Origin of the sequence: Blattabacterium cuenoti, from assembly GCF_014252295.1 — a bacterium.
Taxonomy (GTDB): domain Bacteria; phylum Bacteroidota; class Bacteroidia; order Flavobacteriales; family Blattabacteriaceae; genus Blattabacterium; species Blattabacterium cuenoti_V.
Genome location: NZ_CP059215.1, coordinates 411251 through 429377 on the forward strand (window position 1 = coordinate 411251; position 18127 = coordinate 429377).

The 18127-nt window shown below is 24.9% G+C and carries 18 protein-coding genes and 1 other RNA gene; 5 read left to right on the forward strand and 14 right to left on the reverse strand.

Going from position 1 to position 18127, the window contains the following annotated elements; all coding sequences use genetic code 11:
• The first annotated feature begins 38 nt into the window (after positions 1 to 38).
• Positions 39 to 1958 carry a molecular chaperone DnaK gene (gene dnaK / locus H0H40_RS02030; RefSeq protein WP_185868862.1) on the forward strand — a complete coding sequence of 640 codons (1920 nt, stop codon included), beginning with the start codon at positions 39 to 41 and terminating at the stop codon, positions 1956 to 1958.
• 24 nt (positions 1959 to 1982) lie between these two features.
• Here dnaK and H0H40_RS02035 read toward each other — a convergent pair whose 3' ends face one another.
• From H0H40_RS02035 to rsfS, 4 genes are read right to left on the reverse strand one after another with little or no spacing between them, the layout of a single operon-like run.
• Positions 1983 to 2654: a phosphatidylserine decarboxylase family protein gene (locus tag H0H40_RS02035; RefSeq protein ID WP_185868863.1), complete on the reverse strand. Its 672-nt coding sequence runs from the start codon at positions 2652 to 2654 to the stop codon at positions 1983 to 1985.
• Between the two features lie 12 nt (positions 2655 to 2666).
• Positions 2667 to 3485 (reverse strand): phosphatidate cytidylyltransferase, encoded by an 819-nt coding sequence (locus H0H40_RS02040; RefSeq protein ID WP_185868864.1) that lies wholly within the window; start codon positions 3483 to 3485, stop codon positions 2667 to 2669.
• A 36-nt stretch (positions 3486 to 3521) separates the two neighbouring features.
• Positions 3522 to 5474 (reverse strand): ATP-dependent zinc metalloprotease FtsH, encoded by a 1953-nt coding sequence (gene ftsH, locus H0H40_RS02045; protein ID WP_185868865.1) that lies wholly within the window; start codon positions 5472 to 5474, stop codon positions 3522 to 3524.
• Positions 5475 to 5528: 54 nt separating this feature from the next.
• Positions 5529 to 5849 carry a ribosome silencing factor gene (rsfS, locus tag H0H40_RS02050; RefSeq protein ID WP_185868866.1) on the reverse strand — a complete coding sequence of 107 codons (321 nt, stop codon included), beginning with the start codon at positions 5847 to 5849 and terminating at the stop codon, positions 5529 to 5531.
• Positions 5850 to 6091: 242 nt separating this feature from the next.
• Here rsfS and H0H40_RS02055 point away from each other — a divergent pair, with 242 nt between their 5' ends.
• A complete protein-coding gene (locus H0H40_RS02055) occupies positions 6092 to 6709 on the forward strand; it encodes a biotin--[acetyl-CoA-carboxylase] ligase (RefSeq protein WP_238785700.1) in 618 nt (205 codons plus the stop codon).
• On the opposite strand, the gene yidC is transcribed toward H0H40_RS02055, so the two are convergent.
• Positions 6710 to 8422, reverse strand: a complete 1713-nt coding sequence (gene yidC, locus H0H40_RS02060; RefSeq protein ID WP_185868867.1) for a membrane protein insertase YidC — start codon at positions 8420 to 8422, stop codon at positions 6710 to 6712.
• Positions 8419 to 10056, reverse strand: a complete 1638-nt coding sequence (locus H0H40_RS02065) for a CTP synthase (protein ID WP_185869335.1) — start codon at positions 10054 to 10056, stop codon at positions 8419 to 8421. Before H0H40_RS02065 ends, yidC begins: the two co-directional genes overlap by 4 nt.
• 128 nt (positions 10057 to 10184) lie before the next feature.
• On the opposite strand from H0H40_RS02065, the gene ffs reads away from it, so the two are divergent.
• Positions 10185 to 10285, forward strand: an RNA gene (gene ffs / locus H0H40_RS02070) — signal recognition particle sRNA small type.
• A 31-nt stretch (positions 10286 to 10316) separates the two neighbouring features.
• A complete protein-coding gene (clpX, locus tag H0H40_RS02075) occupies positions 10317 to 11558 on the forward strand; it encodes an ATP-dependent Clp protease ATP-binding subunit ClpX (RefSeq protein ID WP_185868868.1) in 1242 nt (413 codons plus the stop codon).
• On the opposite strand, the gene obgE is transcribed toward clpX, so the two are convergent.
• The 3 genes from obgE to lpdA all read right to left on the reverse strand — a co-directional run bounded on the left by obgE (position 11559) and on the right by lpdA (position 14692).
• Positions 11559 to 12539 carry a GTPase ObgE gene (gene obgE, locus H0H40_RS02080; RefSeq protein ID WP_185868869.1) on the reverse strand — a complete coding sequence of 327 codons (981 nt, stop codon included), beginning with the start codon at positions 12537 to 12539 and terminating at the stop codon, positions 11559 to 11561.
• A gap of 4 nt (positions 12540 to 12543) precedes the next feature.
• Positions 12544 to 13140, reverse strand: a complete 597-nt coding sequence (locus tag H0H40_RS02085; RefSeq protein ID WP_185868870.1) for an adenylate kinase family protein — start codon at positions 13138 to 13140, stop codon at positions 12544 to 12546.
• 154 nt (positions 13141 to 13294) lie between these two features.
• Positions 13295 to 14692 carry a dihydrolipoyl dehydrogenase gene (gene lpdA, locus H0H40_RS02090; RefSeq protein WP_185869336.1) on the reverse strand — a complete coding sequence of 466 codons (1398 nt, stop codon included), beginning with the start codon at positions 14690 to 14692 and terminating at the stop codon, positions 13295 to 13297.
• Positions 14693 to 14784: 92 nt separating this feature from the next.
• On the opposite strand from lpdA, the gene fsa reads away from it, so the two are divergent.
• Positions 14785 to 15447 carry a fructose-6-phosphate aldolase gene (gene fsa / locus H0H40_RS02095; protein ID WP_185868871.1) on the forward strand — a complete coding sequence of 221 codons (663 nt, stop codon included), beginning with the start codon at positions 14785 to 14787 and terminating at the stop codon, positions 15445 to 15447.
• 2 nt (positions 15448 to 15449) lie between these two features.
• Here fsa and H0H40_RS02100 read toward each other — a convergent pair whose 3' ends face one another.
• The 5 genes from H0H40_RS02100 to H0H40_RS02120 form a co-directional block, all read right to left on the reverse strand.
• Positions 15450 to 15764 (reverse strand): hypothetical protein, encoded by a 315-nt coding sequence (locus tag H0H40_RS02100; protein WP_185868872.1) that lies wholly within the window; start codon positions 15762 to 15764, stop codon positions 15450 to 15452.
• Positions 15761 to 16270: an outer membrane protein assembly factor BamD gene (gene bamD, locus H0H40_RS02105; protein WP_185868873.1), complete on the reverse strand. Its 510-nt coding sequence runs from the start codon at positions 16268 to 16270 to the stop codon at positions 15761 to 15763. The genes H0H40_RS02100 and bamD overlap by 4 nt, the downstream gene beginning before the upstream one ends.
• A 38-nt stretch (positions 16271 to 16308) precedes the next feature.
• Complete coding sequence (locus H0H40_RS02110; protein WP_185868874.1) at positions 16309 to 16806, reverse strand: ferritin; 498 nt, start codon at positions 16804 to 16806, stop codon at positions 16309 to 16311.
• A gap of 9 nt (positions 16807 to 16815) precedes the next feature.
• Entirely contained in the window at positions 16816 to 17697 is an 882-nt protein-coding gene (dapA, locus tag H0H40_RS02115; protein ID WP_185868875.1) for a 4-hydroxy-tetrahydrodipicolinate synthase, read from the reverse strand.
• A gap of 123 nt (positions 17698 to 17820) precedes the next feature.
• On the reverse strand, positions 17821 to 18093 hold the full coding sequence (locus tag H0H40_RS02120; protein WP_185868876.1) for an RNA recognition motif domain-containing protein: 273 nt from the start codon (positions 18091 to 18093) through the stop codon (positions 17821 to 17823).
• Positions 18094 to 18127: the final 34 nt, after the last annotated feature.

Genomic DNA, 18127 nt, shown 5'->3' on the forward strand with positions numbered 1-18127 from the left:
TTATAAACAATTAACTAATGTGAAAAAACGAAACAAAAATGAGTAAAATTATAGGAATAGATTTAGGAACAACAAATTCTTGTGTTGCTGTTATGGAAATAAATGATCCTGTTGTAATACCAAATTCGGAAGGAAAAAGAACTACTCCATCGATAATTGCTTTTGTAGAAGGAGGAGAAAGGAAGATAGGAGATCCGGCAAAAAGACAAGCGGTTACTAATCCACAAAAAACTATTTTTTCCATTAAACGTTTTATGGGTAGAATGTATTCTGAAGTTGCAGAAGAATTAAAACATATTCCCTACAAAGTAATAAAAGGAGGAAATAATACACCACGTGTTGATATAGAAAAAAGATTATACGCTCCTCAAGAAATATCGGCAATGATATTACAAAAAATGAAAAAAACAGCTGAAGATTATTTAGGAGAAGAAGTAAGCAGAGCCGTTATTACAGTTCCAGCCTACTTTAATGATGCACAAAGACAAGCTACCAAAGAATCTGGGGAAATAGCTGGCTTAAAAGTAGAAAGAATTATCAATGAACCTACAGCAGCAGCTTTAGCTTATGGATTAGATAAAAGTAATCAAAATAAAAAAATAGCTGTGTATGATTTAGGAGGAGGAACATTTGATGTTTCTATTTTAGAATTAGGAGATGGTGTCTTTGAAGTTCTTTCTACAAATGGAGATACTCACCTAGGTGGTGATGATTTTGATCAAGTAATAATTGATCATTTAGCAAATGAATTTCAATCTAAAGAAAGACTAGATCTAAGAAAGGATCCTATGGCCTTACAACGTTTAAAAGAAGCTTCTGAAAAAGCAAAAATAGAATTATCTTCCTCTAATAGAACAGAAATTAACCTTCCATATATTACAGCAACAGAATCTGGACCTAAACATTTAGTTGTTACATTAACTCGTGCAAAATTTGAACAATTATCAGAAAAATTAATACAACGTTCTATTAATCCTTGTTCTAAAGCTTTGAATGATGCAAAATTAACAACTAAAGATATAGATGAAATTATTTTAGTAGGAGGATCTACACGTATACCAAAAGTACAAGAAGAAGTAGAGAAATTTTTTAAAAAAAAGCCTTCTAAAGGAGTCAATCCAGATGAGGTAGTAGCTATAGGTGCCGCTATTCAAGGAGGAGTTTTAAGTGGAGATGTCCAAAATGTATTACTATTAGATGTCACTCCTTTATCCTTAGGTATTGAAACTTTGGGAGGAGTTTTTACAAAACTTATTGAGTCTAATACTACCATTCCTACTAAAAAATCTGAAACTTTTTCTACAGCAGCTGATAATCAATCAGCAGTAACTATACGTGTAGGGCAAGGAGAAAGACCTATTTTTAATGATAATAAGGAAATTGGGAGATTTGATTTAGTAGATATACCACCAGCACCGAGAGGAATCCCTCAAATAGAAGTAACTTTTGATATAGATGCCAATGGAATATTGAATGTATCCGCAAAAGATAAAGGAACAGGAAAAGAACAATCTATACGAATTGAAACTTCTTCAGGATTAAATCAAGAAGAAATAGAAAGAATGAAAAAGGAAGCAGAAAACAATGCTCAAAAAGATGAAAAAATAAAAAAAGAAATAGAAAAATTAAATTCTGCTGATAATCTAATTTTTCAATCTGAAAAACAATTGAAAGATTATGGAAATAAATTATCAGAAAATAATAAAAAGAATATAGAAACTTCTTTAGAAGAATTAAAAAAAGCTCATTCAGAGAAAAATTTTTCTTCTATCGATAATAGTATTAAAAAATTAAATGAAGCTTGGGCTAATGCGTCTCAAGAACTCTATCCAGGAAAAGAAAATGAAAAAACAGAAATAAATAAAAAAGAAAAAGAAAATGATAAAAAAAATGATAATGATAATAAAAATAAAGGGAATGAAAATGTACAAGATGTTGATTATGAAGAAGTAAAATAAATCGTTTAAAATAAAGGGAGTTGATTATGATCGGATAATGGAAATTTCTGTTTCCCCTCCGGAAACTTTTTCTCCCTTCTTCACTAATATTAAAGAATTTAAAGGTAAAAAAATATCAATTCTAGATCCAAACTTGATAAATCCAAACTCTTCACCTTTTTTTATTACAGAATTTTTCTTTGCATAAAGAATAATACGTCTAGCTAAAAATCCTGCTATTTGCCTAAATAATATTTTATTTTTATTATTTGTTTCAACAACAATAGTAGTGTGTTCGTTCTCTAACGATGACTTCTTTAACCAAGCTATAAAATATTTTCCTGTATGATACTTCGTATATATTACTTTACCAGAAACAGGATATCTATTTACATGAACATCAAAAGGAGACATAAAAATAGAAATACATATACACTTGTTTTTTAAAAATTCAGTTTCAAAAATATTTTGTATTTCAACAATTTTACCATCAGCTGGGGATACAATTATTTCTTTTTTTTTATCATAAAAATTTTCATCATAAAAAAATTTTTTTGGATTTCTAAAAAAAAAAATTAAAAAAACATAAAAGACAACTAAAAAAATAGATAATAAAAAAAAAATTACACTAGAAAATATGAAGAAAAAAATAAATATTAATAATAATATTATCATCAAAGTATAAGATAATAATGATGTTCCCTCTCTATGAATCATGTTAATAGATTTTTAAAAAAGATAAATAACACTAATTACTATTACAGCTATAATTGGAATAACAAAAATAAAACTATCCAATCTATCTAAAAATCCACCATGTCCAGGAAATAATATTCCAGAATCTTTGACATTATAAGATCTCTTAATAAGAGATTCAATAAGATCTCCAATAGTAGAAAAAATAGGAATCATAAAAGATAGAATAAACCAATATTTTTCTCCCCAAATTTTGTAGAAAAAAAAACCTATTATTAAACAAAATAATAAACCTCCAATAAAACCTTCTACTGATTTTTTAGGAGAAATAGATACAGCTATTTTTTTCTTTCCCCATTTTTTTCCAATCAAATAGGATAAAGTGTCATTTGTCCATATTAATATAAAAATACCTAAAATTATTTCTTTTCCATGATTTATGGAAGAATAAATATAAGAAGCTAAATAAAAAGGAATTATGATGTATACAAATCCAAAAGTTAAATGACTTATTTGTTTTATTTTTTCTCTATGAGAATGTTTTTTAGAAAACAATTGAATAATGAAAAAAGTTATAGAATAAAGAACGAAACATACCATATACAGAATAAGTCCTTTGTTTATAAAAACGTCCATTAATACAGAAAATAAAAAAAACAAAGAAGCTATTTTAACTAAAAAAATATCAGTTTCTAATATTATTAAAAATTCAAATAAACAAAAAAAAGATAACATCATCATTACAATTCTGAATATCTTTTCTCCTTTTTCAATAGAAAAAATAATTAAAAAAACATAAATAAAACCAGTAATAAATCTTATTAAAAAGTTTAAATCTTTCTTTTTTTTCATTTTCTTTCAATTTCAAATTGAAAAATGTGAAAATAACTAAGAAATATTTCCTAACATATCTCCAATTTCATCAGGATAAGGTCTTTCTCCAAACATTTTTTTTAAATCTTCTCTAAAAAGAACTTCTTTTTCTAAGAGTTCATTAGCTAACATAGATAGCTTTTTTTCATTATTTTTCAATATATCCTTGGCTCTTTGATACTGTTCTTTTATAATTTTTGATATTTCTTCATCTATAATCTGAGCTGTTTTTTCACTATAAGGTTTAGAAAAGGAAAATTCATTTTGACCTGTAGAATCATAATAAGAAATATTTCCAATCCTCTCATTCAATCCAAATATTGCTACCATAGATTGTGCTTGTTTAGTTACTCTTTCTAAATCATTCAACGCTCCTGTAGAAACATTACTAAAAATAATTTCCTCTGCTGATCTTCCTGCTAGTAAAGCACAAATTTCATCCTTCATTTGTTCCGGAGTAGTTATCTGTCTTTCTTCTGGAAGATACCATGCAGATCCAAGAGATCTTCCTCTCGGAACTATAGTAACCTTTACTAAAGGAGAAGCATGTTCTAACAACCAACTTATTATAGCATGACCTGCTTCATGATAAGCAATTCTCTTTTTTTCATTTGGTTTAATAATCTTATTTTTTTTTTCTAAACCTCCTATAATACGATCTATTGCATCTAAAAAATCTTGGTTCTCTATTTCAGATCTATCTTTTCTTGCTGCAATAAGAGCAGATTCATTACAAACATTTGCTATATCTGCTCCACTAAATCCTGGAGTTTGTCTAGATAAAAAATCTATGTCCACATTATTAGATAATACCAATTTTTGAAGATGAACTTTAAATATTTCTTTTCTTTCATTTAATTCAGGAGGATCTACTAATATAGTTCGATCAAAACGTCCAGGACGAAGTAATGCTTTATCCAAAATATCTGATCTATTTGTAGCTGCTAAAACAATTACATTTGTGTTAGTTCCAAATCCATCCATTTCTGTTAACAATTGATTCAAAGTATTTTCTCTTTCATCATTTGATCCAGCTATACTACTTTTTCCTCTTGCTCTTCCTATTGCATCAATTTCATCAATAAATATTATGCATGGAGACTTTTCTTTAGCTTTTTCAAATAAATCTCTTACTCTAGAAGCTCCAACTCCCACAAACATTTCTACAAAATCTGAACCTGATAAAGAAAAAAATGGAACTTTAGCTTCTCCAGCAACAGCTTTTGCTAATAAAGTCTTTCCTGTTCCTGGAGCACCTATTAATAAAGCTCCTTTTGGTATTTTACCTCCAAGTTTAGTATATTTTTGAGGACTTTTTAAAAATTCTACTATTTCTTGAACTTCTTCTTTTGCTCCTTCTAATCCAGCTACATCTTTAAATGTAATTTTTACATTATCATTTTCATCAAATAATCTAGCTCTAGATTTTCCTATATTGAATATTTGACTTCCTGGACCTCCACTTGTAGAACCTATTCTTCTAAAAAGAAAAATCCAAAAAATGATTAACAACATAAAAAATATACCATAATCAAAGAAAAATTTAGTTATTGTATATTCTTGCTGATTTTTAAAATCGATAATAGTATTCAGATTATACTTTTTTTTATATTCTTCAAATTTTGTTTGGAAAAACTGTAAATCTCCAATTTCAAATTCATATCGTAAAGATTGTGCAATGAATTTTTTTTCATCATCATCTTTTTCTCTACTGAATGCAGGATTTGTCGAATTTATTTCATTTAAATCTAAAAATTCTTTTTTTAAATAAACATGCACTATTTCTCTATGTTTAACTATAATTTTTTGAACTTCTCCTTTTGACAAAATATCAAAAAAAGTATCCTGATCTATTTTTTTAGGACTTGAAAAAGAAGATTTAAAAAAAAATATTCCAAGAAATATAGCAAATATGACTGCATATACCCAAAAAAAATTATTCTTGCTTTTGGCTTTTTTATCTATCATATAGGTTTCCTCATTATTTATCTAATTTAAATCAAAACCAAATCTCAAATTTTATTATGAATTTTGATTCCAAAGATTCTCTATATTATAATATAATCTTGATTCTTTTTGAAAAATGTGTACGACAATAGAAATATAATCTACTAATATCCATTTTTTACTTTTCAATCCTTCTATATGCCAAGGTTTTTCTTGTAATTTCTGAAATATAGTATTTTCTATAGATTGAGAAATGGCATAAATTTGATTGTAAGAATCTCCGTTACAAATAACAAAATAATCACAAATAAAATTTTTTCTATTTTTTAAATTTATAATGGAAATATCTTTTCCTTTAACCATTTGAATTCCTTCTATGATTTTTTTTAATAACAAAATAAATATTATTTAATATTAACTTTTTTTCAATTTTTTATCAAAAGACAAAAATAAGGTTTTCGTTTTAAAGAATTTAAATTTTTCAATATAAAACATTTATCAAATCTTATGAAAAAATATATTTGGCCTATACATTTAATTCTATTACAAAAAGTTAATTCTACAAACCAATATTCTAGAAGATATATTTATAAAAAAAAAATTGGATAGTTATTTGGTCAACAAATCAAATTCAAGGAATAGGAGTTGGAAAAAATTTATGGAATACAGAAAAAGAAAAAAATTTAACTTTTAGTATTATATTCAAACCAGTAATTTTTTTCCCCATTGAGAAAAAATATATAATTAATATTATTACGAGTAATGCAATTCATAAAATTTTATCAAAAAAATATAAGAAAGAATTTTGGATTAAATGGCCTAATGATATTTTTTTATGTGGAAAAAAAATAGGAGGAATTTTAATAGAAAATAGTATTTTTTTAAAAAAAATTCATACTTCTATTATTGGAGTTGGTTTAAATGTTTATCAAACAAAATTTGAAAAAGAATGGAATGCTTCTTCTTTAATAGAAATTTGTAATACAAATTTCGAACTAGATGACATTTTTTATAATATTATATATTTCATTCAAAAAGAATACTTACTTTTCATAAGTAAAGGAGAAAATTATATTAGAAAATATTACATTGACCATCTTTATTTAAAAGATAAAAATTCTATTTTTTATGTATACAAAACAAATAGTTACATTCAAGGTATAATACGGACAGTAACAGATCAAGGTTATTTAATTGTTGAATTTAACAAAAAATTTTATTCTTTCCATCAAAAGGAAATAAAATTTATTAATTAACTATTTCTTATTCTTAATACTTTTTTCTTGAATTTTTACAAGAATTTTATTTTCATCTAACATAAACTTCTTTATTAAAAATAAAAAACAAATATTAATAATATTAGAAGTAAAATAATATAAAGATAAAGCAGAAGCGTAACTATTTATAAATAATAGCATAATAACAGGCATCAAATACAATATGAAATTTATATCTGGAATAGAATTTGAATTCTTTCCATTTTGAGAAATTTCTTTTTTATCATTATTACTTAATTTTGTATAAAACAATAATGCTAGTGAATATAATAAAGTAAGTAAACTTACATGATTTCCGTAAAAAGGAATAAAAAAAGGTAATTCAATAATTGAATCATATGATGTTAAATCTTCTACCCATAAAAAAGATTTTCCTCTTAAATTAATTATAGTAGGAAAAAATTTAAATAATGAATAAAAAATAGGAATTTGAAATAATGTAGAGATACATCCTGACATTGGACTTACTCCCGCTTTCCTATATAATTCCATCATTTTTCTTTGTTTTTGAAAAGAATTTTCATTATTTCTATATTCATTGTTTAATTTTTCTATTTCTGGCCGAATCAATTTCATGATAGCACTCAACTTATACTGCTTATAAGTAATTGGAGATAATATCATTTTTACTACTATAGTCATTAAAATAATGATAACACCATAGTTCAAATTTGTTTTTTCCAAAAATTGAAAAATTACTAGAAAAAAATATTTATTAATCCATTTTAAAAAACCCCATCCGAATGGAATAATATTTTCAAATTCGTTTTTGTACTTTCTTAATAAATTAAAATCTAAAGGACCAAAATAAAAACGAAAAGAAAAATCAATTTCTTTATTTTCATCATTTTTTAGATAAGTTTTAAACTGAATTCTTTTCAAAAAATTTCCTAAAGAAAAATTATCAGATCGAATAAAAACGTTTTTTAATATTTTTTCTGGTATAAATATACAAGCAAAAAATTGTTGTTTGTAAGCAATCCAATTTATATTAGATATATTTTTTTCTTCTGTTTTTTTTTCAGATAAATATTTTACAGATGCAAAATCTTTATTAAGATTAGAATAATATGCTTGAGTGTAAGAATTTTCCCAATTTCTATCCTTTTCCAAGGATAAAATTTTTTGGTCCAAATTGATAGAAACTAATTTTTTATAAGGAAAAAAATTTGTTGTTTTTACAGAAAATCCAATATCATATTGGTTTTTACTACCAATTTCATATATATAATCTAAAAATCCTTTTCCTAAAGGACTTTTTGCTCTCATTATAAGAATTTTAGTGCCTTTTTTTTTATTTTTAAAAAAAATAGGTTGAAAAAATAAATTTTCTGTATTAATATTCAATCCTTTTTTGTTTATAAAGGACATTCTATATAAAAGACTAGAATTTTTTACTAAAAAAAGATTTTTTGCATGATACGATAATGAAGTATCATACGCTTTATATTTTTTTAGAAGAACTTCATTTATTATTCCTCCTATATTAGATATTCTTAATCTTAAAACATTATTTTCTAATAAAAAAAAATTATTTTTTTCTTTCCTAAAAAGAACGTCTTTTTTATAATTAAAAAATTCCTTATTTACTTTGTATTCTTTTTCTTTATTAAGAAATGTAAAAATAGTTAAAATTAACAATATAAGAAACAATCCTATTATAGAATTATAATCTAAATGTTTATTCTTCATATATAAGAAGAATTCTGATAATTTAAATATCCATACCTTTTAGAAACTTGTATAAAGTTAATAAACAAAGGATGTGGATTTGTTACGGTGCTCTGATATTCTGGATGATATTGTACACCTAGAAAAAATATATGATTTTCTAATTCCATTGCTTCTACTAAACCTGTATCTGGATTAATTCCAACAGGTTTCATTCCAGCATTAGAAAAATAATTTAAATAATTATTATTAAATTCATATCTATGACGATGTCTTTCAACAATATCTTTTTTACCTCCATAAATAGAAAATATTTTTGAACCTTCCAAAAGAGTACATTTCCAATTTCCTAAACGCATAGTTCCACCTTTTTGAGTCAGATTTTTTTGTTCTTCCATTAAGCATATTACTGGATGAGAAGTAGAAGGATTTGTCTCGTAACTTTCTGCTTTTTTTAACCCAAGAACGTTTCTTGCAAACTCTATTACAGATATTTGCATTCCTAAACATATTCCAAGGAATGGAATTTTATTTTCTCTTGCATATTTTGTAGCAAGGATTTTCCCTTCTATACCTCTTTTTCCAAACCCTGGAGCAACTAAAATTCCTGAAATTCCTTCAAAATATTTTTTTATATTTTTTTCTTTTATCATTTCTGAATAAACCCATTTTATATTAACGTAAGTTTCATTTTCAGTACCTGCATGAATTAAGGCTTCACTAATCGATTTATAAGAATCATGCAAAGAAACGTATTTTCCAACCAATGCTATTTTAATCTCATGTTTAGGATTTTTATATTTTTTGATAAAATGTTTCCATTTTTTTAGTTTTGGAGAAATAATAGTAGATAAATTTAAACGATTTAATACTTCTTTATCAAAATTTTGAAAATGCAATAAACAAGGAATTTCATATATAATCTTGGTATCAATTGATTCTATAACATGTTTTGGTTTTACATTACAAAATAATGCAATCTTTTCTCTGATTTTTTTAGAAAGGCGCTTTTCTGTTCTACAAACAATAATATCTGCTTGTATCCCATTTTCCATTAAATTTCGAACAGAATGTTGCGTTGGTTTAGTTTTTATTTCTCCAGTAACTGTTATATGAGGAAGCAATGTTAAATGAATTACTAATGTATTGAATTCACCCAATTCCCACTTTAATTGACGTACTGATTCAATATATGGAAGACTTTCTATATCTCCTACTGTTCCTCCTATTTCTGTAATAATAATATCATATTTTTTTGATTTTCCAAATATTTTAATTCGTCTTTTTATTTCATTAGTAATATGAGGAATAACCTGTACAGTTTTTCCTAAATAATTTCCTTTTCTTTCATTATCTATAACTGTTTTATATATTAACCCAGATGTTACATTATTTTCTTTAGTGGTATTTTGATTTAAAAATCTTTCATAATGTCCTAAATCTAAATCTGTTTCCGCTCCATCTTTAGTGACAAAACATTCTCCATGTTCATAAGGGTTTAAAGTTCCTGGATCTATATTAAAATAAGGATCTAGTTTTAAAATTGAAACTTTATAACCTCTAGATTTCAATAACATTCCTAATGAAGCTGAAACAATTCCTTTTCCTAAAGAAGAAGTGACACCTCCTGTAACAAAAATATATTTTGTTCTCATCATAAAATGAAAATAAAATAACACGAATACATCAAGTCTATATATACTAAATAACTACTTTAATAAGTAAATTTCTAATTTAGAAAAAACGAAAATTTATGATTTTTTTTTTATATTTACCAAACTTGGAGCAAGTTCTACACAATCAGCTCCCTATAAATCCTCCAGAGTGGGAACGCAGCAAAGGTAATTAGGTTGTAGCGATGTGATGTAGTATAGCTTGCTCCATATTTTAAATGTAGAAGGTGGAATAATAATTTATGGAAGATTTATTAATCTGTAATTTTTGTGGTAGAAAAAAAAATGAAATAACTTTTTTAATATCTGGAATTAGCGGACATATTTGCAATTTTTGTATAGAAAAAACTTATTCCATAATTCATAGAAAATTTTTAGAAAAAAAAATTCAAAATAACTTTACAAAAAAACAAATAAATAAACCAAAAGAAATAAAATCTTTCTTAGACAAATATATTATTGGACAAAATGATGCAAAAAAAATAGTTTCCGTTGCCGTATATAATCATTATAAAAGAATACTACAAAATTACTCAGATATCGTAGATAATAATAGTAAAGAAGAAAATCAAAAAAAGAAAAACGAATATATAGAGATAGAAAAATCTAACATATTATTAATTGGAAATACTGGAACAGGAAAAACTTTATTAGCGAAAAGTATATCAAAATTTTTAAAAGTTCCTTTTGCTATAGCAGATGCAACTACTTTAACAGAAGCAGGATACGTAGGAGAAGATGTAGAATCTATACTAACTAGGCTTTTACAATCAGTAAATTACGATGTCAACTCTGCTGAAAAAGGAATCATATTTCTGGATGAAATAGATAAAATATCCAGAAAAAGTAATAGTCCTTCTATTACTAGGGATGTTTCTGGAGAAGGAGTACAACAAGCTTTGCTAAAAATATTAGAAGGATCAATAATTAATGTTCCTCCACAAGGAGGAAGAAAACATCCAGATCAAAAAATGATACAAATGAATACTGAAAATATATTATTCATAGCTGGAGGAACATTCGATGGAATAGAAAAAATAATTTCCGATAGAATAAGAAAAATACCCATAGGTTTTATAAATAAAGAAAAAAAAGAAAAAAACAATAATTTTCTTTTAAAAAATATCATTTCTACAGACTTGAAAAAGTTCGGGTTAATTCCAGAAATTATAGGTAGATTTCCTATTATTACTTATCTAAATCCATTAGATAAAAATATGTTAAAAAAAATATTGTTAGAGCCAGAAAACGCTTTAATTAAGCAATATCAAAAATTATTTGACATGGATAATATATCTATGAGTATAACAGATGAAGCATTAGATGTTATAATAAATAATACTTTCCAAATTGGATTAGGAGCAAGAGGATTACGAACTATTTGTGAAAAAATTTTTATGGATTATATTTATAATATAGAAAATGTTCATTCTGTATTAAAAATAGATAAAGAAACTGTTTTAAATAAACTTAATTACTCTTAATTAGACTAGAGCATATAATTTTTCTTTTAATTCCATTAATCCTTCTCCCGTAAAAGAAGAAATAAAAATAAGATTTTCCTTAATCTTAAAAAAAGTTTTTCTTATTTTATCTTTTTCTTTATTACTAATTAAATCTGATTTAGAAATAACCAACAAACGTTTTTTATTTAAAAAATCCAAATTAAATTTACTTAGTTCTTTTAATAAAATTAAATATTTTTGCTTTTTATTTTTTGTATCTGCAGAAATCACAAATAATAAAACAGAATTTCTTTCTGCATGTCTAAGAAATCGATGTCCTAGTCCTTTTCCTTCGGATGCATTTTCTATAATACCAGGAATATCGGCTATCAAAAAAGAATTAAAATTCATTTTTACTACTCCTAAATTCGGATATTTTGTTGTAAAAAAAAAATTACCTATTTTTGGTTTTGCTTTTGTAATAACAGAAAGAAGGGTGGATTTTCCAGTATTAGGAAATCCTAATAATCCTACATCTGCTAAAATTTTCAATTCTAAAAAAATATAATAACCTTTTGTTTTTACTCCTTTTTGTGCGTGATAAGGTGATTGATTTACTGAGTTTTTAAAAAAAGCATTTCCTTTTCCTCCTTTTCCTCCTTTAAATAAAATTTTTTTTTCGTAATTTTTAACAATTTCTGTTATTATATTTTTATTTTCATCTTTAACAACAGTTCCTATAGGGACTTCTATTAAGAAATCTTTTCCATTAGACCCAGTAACGTTATTTTCTCTACCAGGATATCCTGATTGTGCTATGCAATGTCTATTATATCTTAAATGAAAAAAAGTATGAATACTAGAATTTCCTTGAATAATAATATTTCCGCCTCTTCCTCCTGTTCCTCCATCTGGACCACCTCTTGATATATATTTATCTCTGTAAAAATGAATACATCCAGATCCTCCGTCTCCACTTTTACAATAAATTTTTATAAAATCAATAAAACAATTTTTCATAAAACTAATTATTTTTTTTTTTCAAAAACTTTTTTATTTTTTTCTCTATAAAAAGAGAAATTGTTTCTACAGATAAAGAAGCATTTATTTTTATTATATTATTTATCCATTTAGGATTGTTATCCCATATTAAAGAAGTTTCTTTTTCATATTCTTTTATTCTTTTCTGAACTATAGCAATATTTATATCATCATTTCTGCGACTTATTTTTCCTCTCCTTAATAATCTATTTATTATCAAATTTTTTTGAATAGAAAAATAGAAAATTATATCTATTGTTTCCGAAAAAAAATTTCCTAAAATCTTTTCTAAAGAAATAATTTGATTTTTTGTTCTAGGATATCCATCATAAATAATTCCTTTAGAATAAAAATGTTTTCGAATTTCTATATTTAACATATCTGTAGTAATTATATCCGGAACTAATATTCCTTTATTAATATAAGAACTAGCAAATTTTCCTAAATTTGTTTCTTTTTTTATATGATTCCTAAATATCATTCCAGTAGATAAGTGAATAAATCCAAATTTTTTTGAAATAATCTTAGCTTGAGTCCCTTTTCCACATCCTGGTGGTCCAAACAATATAATATGTATCATAAAAAAATAAAATTACGAATCTTATCTTGTGTAAAAAAAAAGATATGGAATGAACCAATTGCAAGATTAGTTCTTAATAAAAAGAAGATTTAACAAATTATGGAAAATATAAAAAAAATACAGAAGAAATATAAAATTGATGAATGAAAAAAGTTCACAAAGAATGAATAGACTTGTCATATGCTTTTGAAACAGATTCTAAAATAGATTCGCTTAACGAAGGATGAGGATGGATACTCCCTATAATTTCATAACTAGTTGCTTCCAATTTTCTTGCAACAACTACTTCTGATATTAAATCAGTAACATTATTTCCTATCATGTGACATCCTAACCATTCATCATATTCTTCATCAAAAATTACTTTTACAAAACCATCAGTATTTTCATCAGAAATAGACCTTCCAAGAGAACTAAATGGAAATTTAGCTACTTTAATTCGAAATCCTTTTTCTTGAGATTCTTTCTCCGTATATCCAACTGAAGCTATTTCAGGAAAAGAATATACGCATTTTGGAATATTATTATAATCTATTTTTTGACAATTTAATCCTTTTATGGTTTCAATACAATTTATCGCTTCATGTGAAGCCACATGAGCTAAAGAAGGTGTTTGAATTACATCTCCAATTGCATAATATCCATCTATGTTTGTACGATATTTATCATCTACATAAATAAATTCTTTTTCAACTTGGATACCTATCTCTTCTAATCCAATAGATTTAATGTTAGGAACAACACCAACACTACAAAGAATTATATCTGCTTTTAAAAAAATATTTCCTGTAGAGGAATTAATCTCTGCCATAACTTTCCCATTATTATCATAAGTTATTTTTTTTATAGAAGAAGATGTATAAGTTTTAATTCCTTTTTTTTCAAAGGAAAGTTTTAAATAATCGGATATTTCATCATCTCCACTTGGAAAAAGTTTTGTACAAATTTCTATAATGAAAACCTCTGATCCCATAGAATTATAAAAATAAGCAAATTCTAATCCAATAGATCCAGATCCTATAATGATTATTCTTTTTGGTAAAGAAGACAAACAAAGAGCTTCTTTATATGTTATAATTTTTTTTCCATCATATTGAAATTTTTTTTCAATTTTAGGAATTGATCCAGTAGAAATAATTATATGTGATGCTGAATACTCACCTATATTTTTTTCGTTTTCAAATACTTCAACTTTTTTTCCTTTTTTTAATATTGCATTTCCATAAATAACATGAATTCCATTTTTTTTCATTAAAAATGAAATTCCTTTTCTCATTTTTTCTACTGCATTTCTACTTTTAGTAAGTATTTGAGGATAATTTATTTTTATTTGATCATTTTTTATTCCAAATAGTCCTCCATTTTTTTTTATGTCATGCAAAATTTTTGCACTATTTAAAAGAGATTTTGTAGGAATACATCCTAAGTTTAAACAGATCCCTCCAAGAGATTCTTTTTCAATTAAAGCCGTTTTCATGCCGAGTTGTGAAGCACGAATAGAAGCTACATACCCTCCTGGTCCACTTCCTAAAATAATAACATCAAAATTCATCATAATTATAAATTTACAGATTTTTATGTTTTTTATGATAACAAAAATTTTAGATAACTTTGTTAGAGTAATTATAAAATGATATATAAATTATGAAGTTTTTTATAGATACAGCTAATTTAAAGGAAATTGAAGATGCAAGATCACTTGGTATATTAGATGGAGTCACAACTAATCCATCTTTAATTTCTAAAGAATCTGTTTCCAATAAAGAAGAAATTAAAGATCATTATATATCTATATGTAATCTTTTAAAAGATGAAGAAAATCTTAGTGCGGAAATTATTAGCAATAATTATGAAGAAATGATCCAAGAAGGAGAAAAACTCTCTATTCTTCATCCAAGAATTGTAGTAAAAGTACCTATGACTTATAACGGAATTAAAGCCATTAAATATTTCTCAAGTAAAAATATAAGAACTAATTGCACTCTTATTTTTTCTACAGGACAAGCTCTTGTCGCAGCAAAAGTTGGAGCTGATTATATATCACCTTTTATAGGTAGAATAGACGACGTATCTTACGATGGATTAAATTTGATAAAAGAAATAAAGAAAATATATGACAGCTATCATTTCAAAACAAAGATTCTAGGAGCATCTATACGTCATTCTTTACATATTATAGAGTGTTCAAAGATTGGAATACATGCAATCACTTCTCCAATAAAAATTATACATTCTCTTATTTATCATCCATTAACAAATATAGGATTAGAAAAATTTTTAACAGATTATAAAAGAAAAATTAAATGATTTTAAACTCTTATTTTTATTTTTTCATTCAATAAATATTGAATAGAAATAGACGTGGATTTTGGAAGTTTTTCATAAAATTTTGAGAGTTCTATTTGTTCTTTATTTTCAAAAATTTCTTCCAAATTATTTTTAGTAAGAACATTAAATTCTTCTAACTTTTTATCTAAATCTTTTTTCAGATCATTACTAATTACCTGGCTTATTTTTTCTAATATACATATGCTTTCATATATATTTTTTCCTGATTTTTCTTCCAATTTTATACGATCAATAGTTTCAGTATTAATTGGTACGTTATCAATCAAATGATTCATAATTTTTTTAGTTTTTTATACAACATTTTCAATTTTTTCGCATGGATATGATATGAAAAATGTTTCATATATTCATTGTAGGATTTAAAAAAATCTTTTTTCCTAGAAAGGAAAAATTGAGATATACAAATTTTGTATAAAATTTTCTCTTTGAAACGACTTTCTGGAAAATATTGTATTAAATCTTGAAAAAACTTTAAGGAAGTTTTATATCTTCCCATCAAAAAATAAGAATCTGCTATACAATAGTTTTTTTTTTCTATTTTTTTCAATAAATCATGAAGCATACTATAAGCTTCTTTGACTTTTGAACTTTGAGGATATTTTTTGACAAATTGATTGAATTTATTAATTGCATTTCTAGCTTTTGCTGGATCTAAATCAAAATTTAAGGAAGAAAAATAATAGTTCTTTCCACTATTAAACAATAGATTTTCTTCTAACTCTTCTTCTTCTTTTAAAGAAATATGTTCTTTTTCAGAAAGACAACTTGTAAGAAAAATCATGAGTATCACCGTTAAAAAAATGTTCTTGGTATTCACAGTTACTTTTTTTTATGAAAATTTTTTATGTCTTTATCAAATAAGTATAATCCCCCTTTATCTTCTTCGATTAATTCAATTTTATTTAAAATTGTTTTTATCAAAGTCTCTTCTTCTACTTGTTCTTCAACGTACCATTGCAAGAAATTATATGTAAAATAATCTTTTTCTTGTAAACATAACTCTACTAAAATATTTATTTCATTAGATATTTTTTTTTCATGTTCAAATAGTATTTGAAATAATTCTCTCAAAGATCCGTATGTTATTTTATTAATACAAATATTATCCAAAATAATGAAACCTCCTCTTTTACTAATATATCTTATTAATTTTAACATATGTATTCTTTCTTCATTAGAATGATCATACAGAAATTCGCATATTCCTTCAAATCCTTTTCTTTCTGTCCAAGAAGCCATGGACAAATATAATTGAGAGGATTCTGATTCCTTATTTAATTGTTTTGTTAATCCTGTTTGTATTTTGTTACTAAACATATCATAATTTCAGTTTATTCTTTTTAATAAATTTATCATTTTCTTTTTTAAAGAGGAAGAACCAATTATCAAAGGAAGTCTAACATATGGATGACATATATCTATTAGACTTAAAAAAGTTTTAATCCCTGTAGGATTTCCTTCTTCATAAATTAAGTTTATCATTTTAAAAATTTTATAAAAAATTGAAAAGGCTTTTTCTGCTTGATTATTTCTAGCAAAAGAAACCATTTTAGAAATTTTATCAGGAAATCCTTGAGCAATCACAGAAATTACACTCTCACCACCTCCTAATATAACAGGTAAGGTGATAAAATCATCTCCGGATATTACACTGAAATTCTTTGGTTTTTTTTCAATAATCTTATAAGATTGTAAAACATTTCCAGAGGCTTCTTTTATTCCTATTATATTTTTACAATTTTTAGCTAAACGTAAAACAGTTTCTGGTATAACATTAGTTCCTGTTCTTTTAGGAACATTGTAAATAATAATTTTTGATTCAGTATAATTAGCTATAGATTTAAAATGTTCATATATTCCATCTTGTGATGGTCTATTATAATATGGAGAAACTGAAAGAATAGCATAAAAATTTGATAAATTTTCTATTCTATTCACCTGATTGATAATCTCATTTGTGTTATTTCCTCCTATTCCTAATATTAAAGGAAGTTTTTTATAATTTGCACTTTGAATGCATTCTATTATATCTTTTTTTTCTTCTATTTTTAGAGTAGCTGTCTCAGCAGTTGTACCCAATGCCACTAAATAATCGACTTTATTATCTAAAACGTATTTTACTAGTTTTTCAAGTCCATTAAAGTCAATTTTTTCATCCTCTTTAAAAGGAGTAACTAACGCTACACCTGTTCCATATAATTTTTTCATAGATTAGTTTGATATGTGATATTAAATATCATTAGTTATTTCATATTGAATATATCATCAATCGTTATTAAAAAAAACAAAAAAAACAGATGTAAGCGTGTGTACGTCATAGATAACTAATATCTAATAATCTTTCTTTATTCTAGGTTTAGCTGCAGATACAATAATATTTCTTCCCATAAACTCTGTTCCATTTAATTTTTCTATAGCTTGTTTTGCTTTTTCTTCATCAGCCATTTCTATGAATCCAAATCCTTTACTTCTTTTATTCGATGTAGATTCGTCAAAAATTATCTTAGCATGAGTTACTTCTCCTATAGATTCAAAATATTCTTTTAATTCTTGTTCTGTCATATCATAAGATAAGTTACCTACGTATAATTTCGTATTGTCCATATTAAAAATAAATTGTTTTAAAAGCAAATTTAGA

Excerpts from the sequence above, each read along its gene's own strand:
- dnaK (WP_185868862.1), top strand. The coding sequence starts at position 39 with ATGAGTAAAATTATAGGAATAGATTTAGGAACAACAAATTCTTGTGTT.
- H0H40_RS02035 (WP_185868863.1), bottom strand. The coding sequence starts at position 2,654 with ATGATTCATAGAGAGGGAACATCATTATTATCTTATACTTTGATGATA.
- H0H40_RS02040 (WP_185868864.1), bottom strand. The coding sequence starts at position 3,485 with ATGAAAAAAAAGAAAGATTTAAACTTTTTAATAAGATTTATTACTGGT.
- ftsH (WP_185868865.1), bottom strand. The coding sequence starts at position 5,474 with ATGATAGATAAAAAAGCCAAAAGCAAGAATAATTTTTTTTGGGTATAT.
- yidC (WP_185868867.1), bottom strand. The coding sequence starts at position 8,422 with ATGAAGAATAAACATTTAGATTATAATTCTATAATAGGATTGTTTCTT.
- H0H40_RS02065 (WP_185869335.1), bottom strand. The coding sequence starts at position 10,056 with ATGAGAACAAAATATATTTTTGTTACAGGAGGTGTCACTTCTTCTTTA.
- clpX (WP_185868868.1), top strand. The coding sequence starts at position 10,317 with ATGGAAGATTTATTAATCTGTAATTTTTGTGGTAGAAAAAAAAATGAA.
- obgE (WP_185868869.1), bottom strand. The coding sequence starts at position 12,539 with ATGAAAAATTGTTTTATTGATTTTATAAAAATTTATTGTAAAAGTGGA.
- H0H40_RS02085 (WP_185868870.1), bottom strand. The coding sequence starts at position 13,140 with ATGATACATATTATATTGTTTGGACCACCAGGATGTGGAAAAGGGACT.
- lpdA (WP_185869336.1), bottom strand. The coding sequence starts at position 14,692 with ATGAATTTTGATGTTATTATTTTAGGAAGTGGACCAGGAGGGTATGTA.
- fsa (WP_185868871.1), top strand. The coding sequence starts at position 14,785 with ATGAAGTTTTTTATAGATACAGCTAATTTAAAGGAAATTGAAGATGCA.
- H0H40_RS02100 (WP_185868872.1), bottom strand. The coding sequence starts at position 15,764 with ATGAATCATTTGATTGATAACGTACCAATTAATACTGAAACTATTGAT.
- bamD (WP_185868873.1), bottom strand. The coding sequence starts at position 16,270 with ATGATTTTTCTTACAAGTTGTCTTTCTGAAAAAGAACATATTTCTTTA.
- H0H40_RS02110 (WP_185868874.1), bottom strand. The coding sequence starts at position 16,806 with ATGTTTAGTAACAAAATACAAACAGGATTAACAAAACAATTAAATAAG.
- dapA (WP_185868875.1), bottom strand. The coding sequence starts at position 17,697 with ATGAAAAAATTATATGGAACAGGTGTAGCGTTAGTTACTCCTTTTAAA.
- H0H40_RS02120 (WP_185868876.1), bottom strand. The coding sequence starts at position 18,093 with ATGGACAATACGAAATTATACGTAGGTAACTTATCTTATGATATGACA.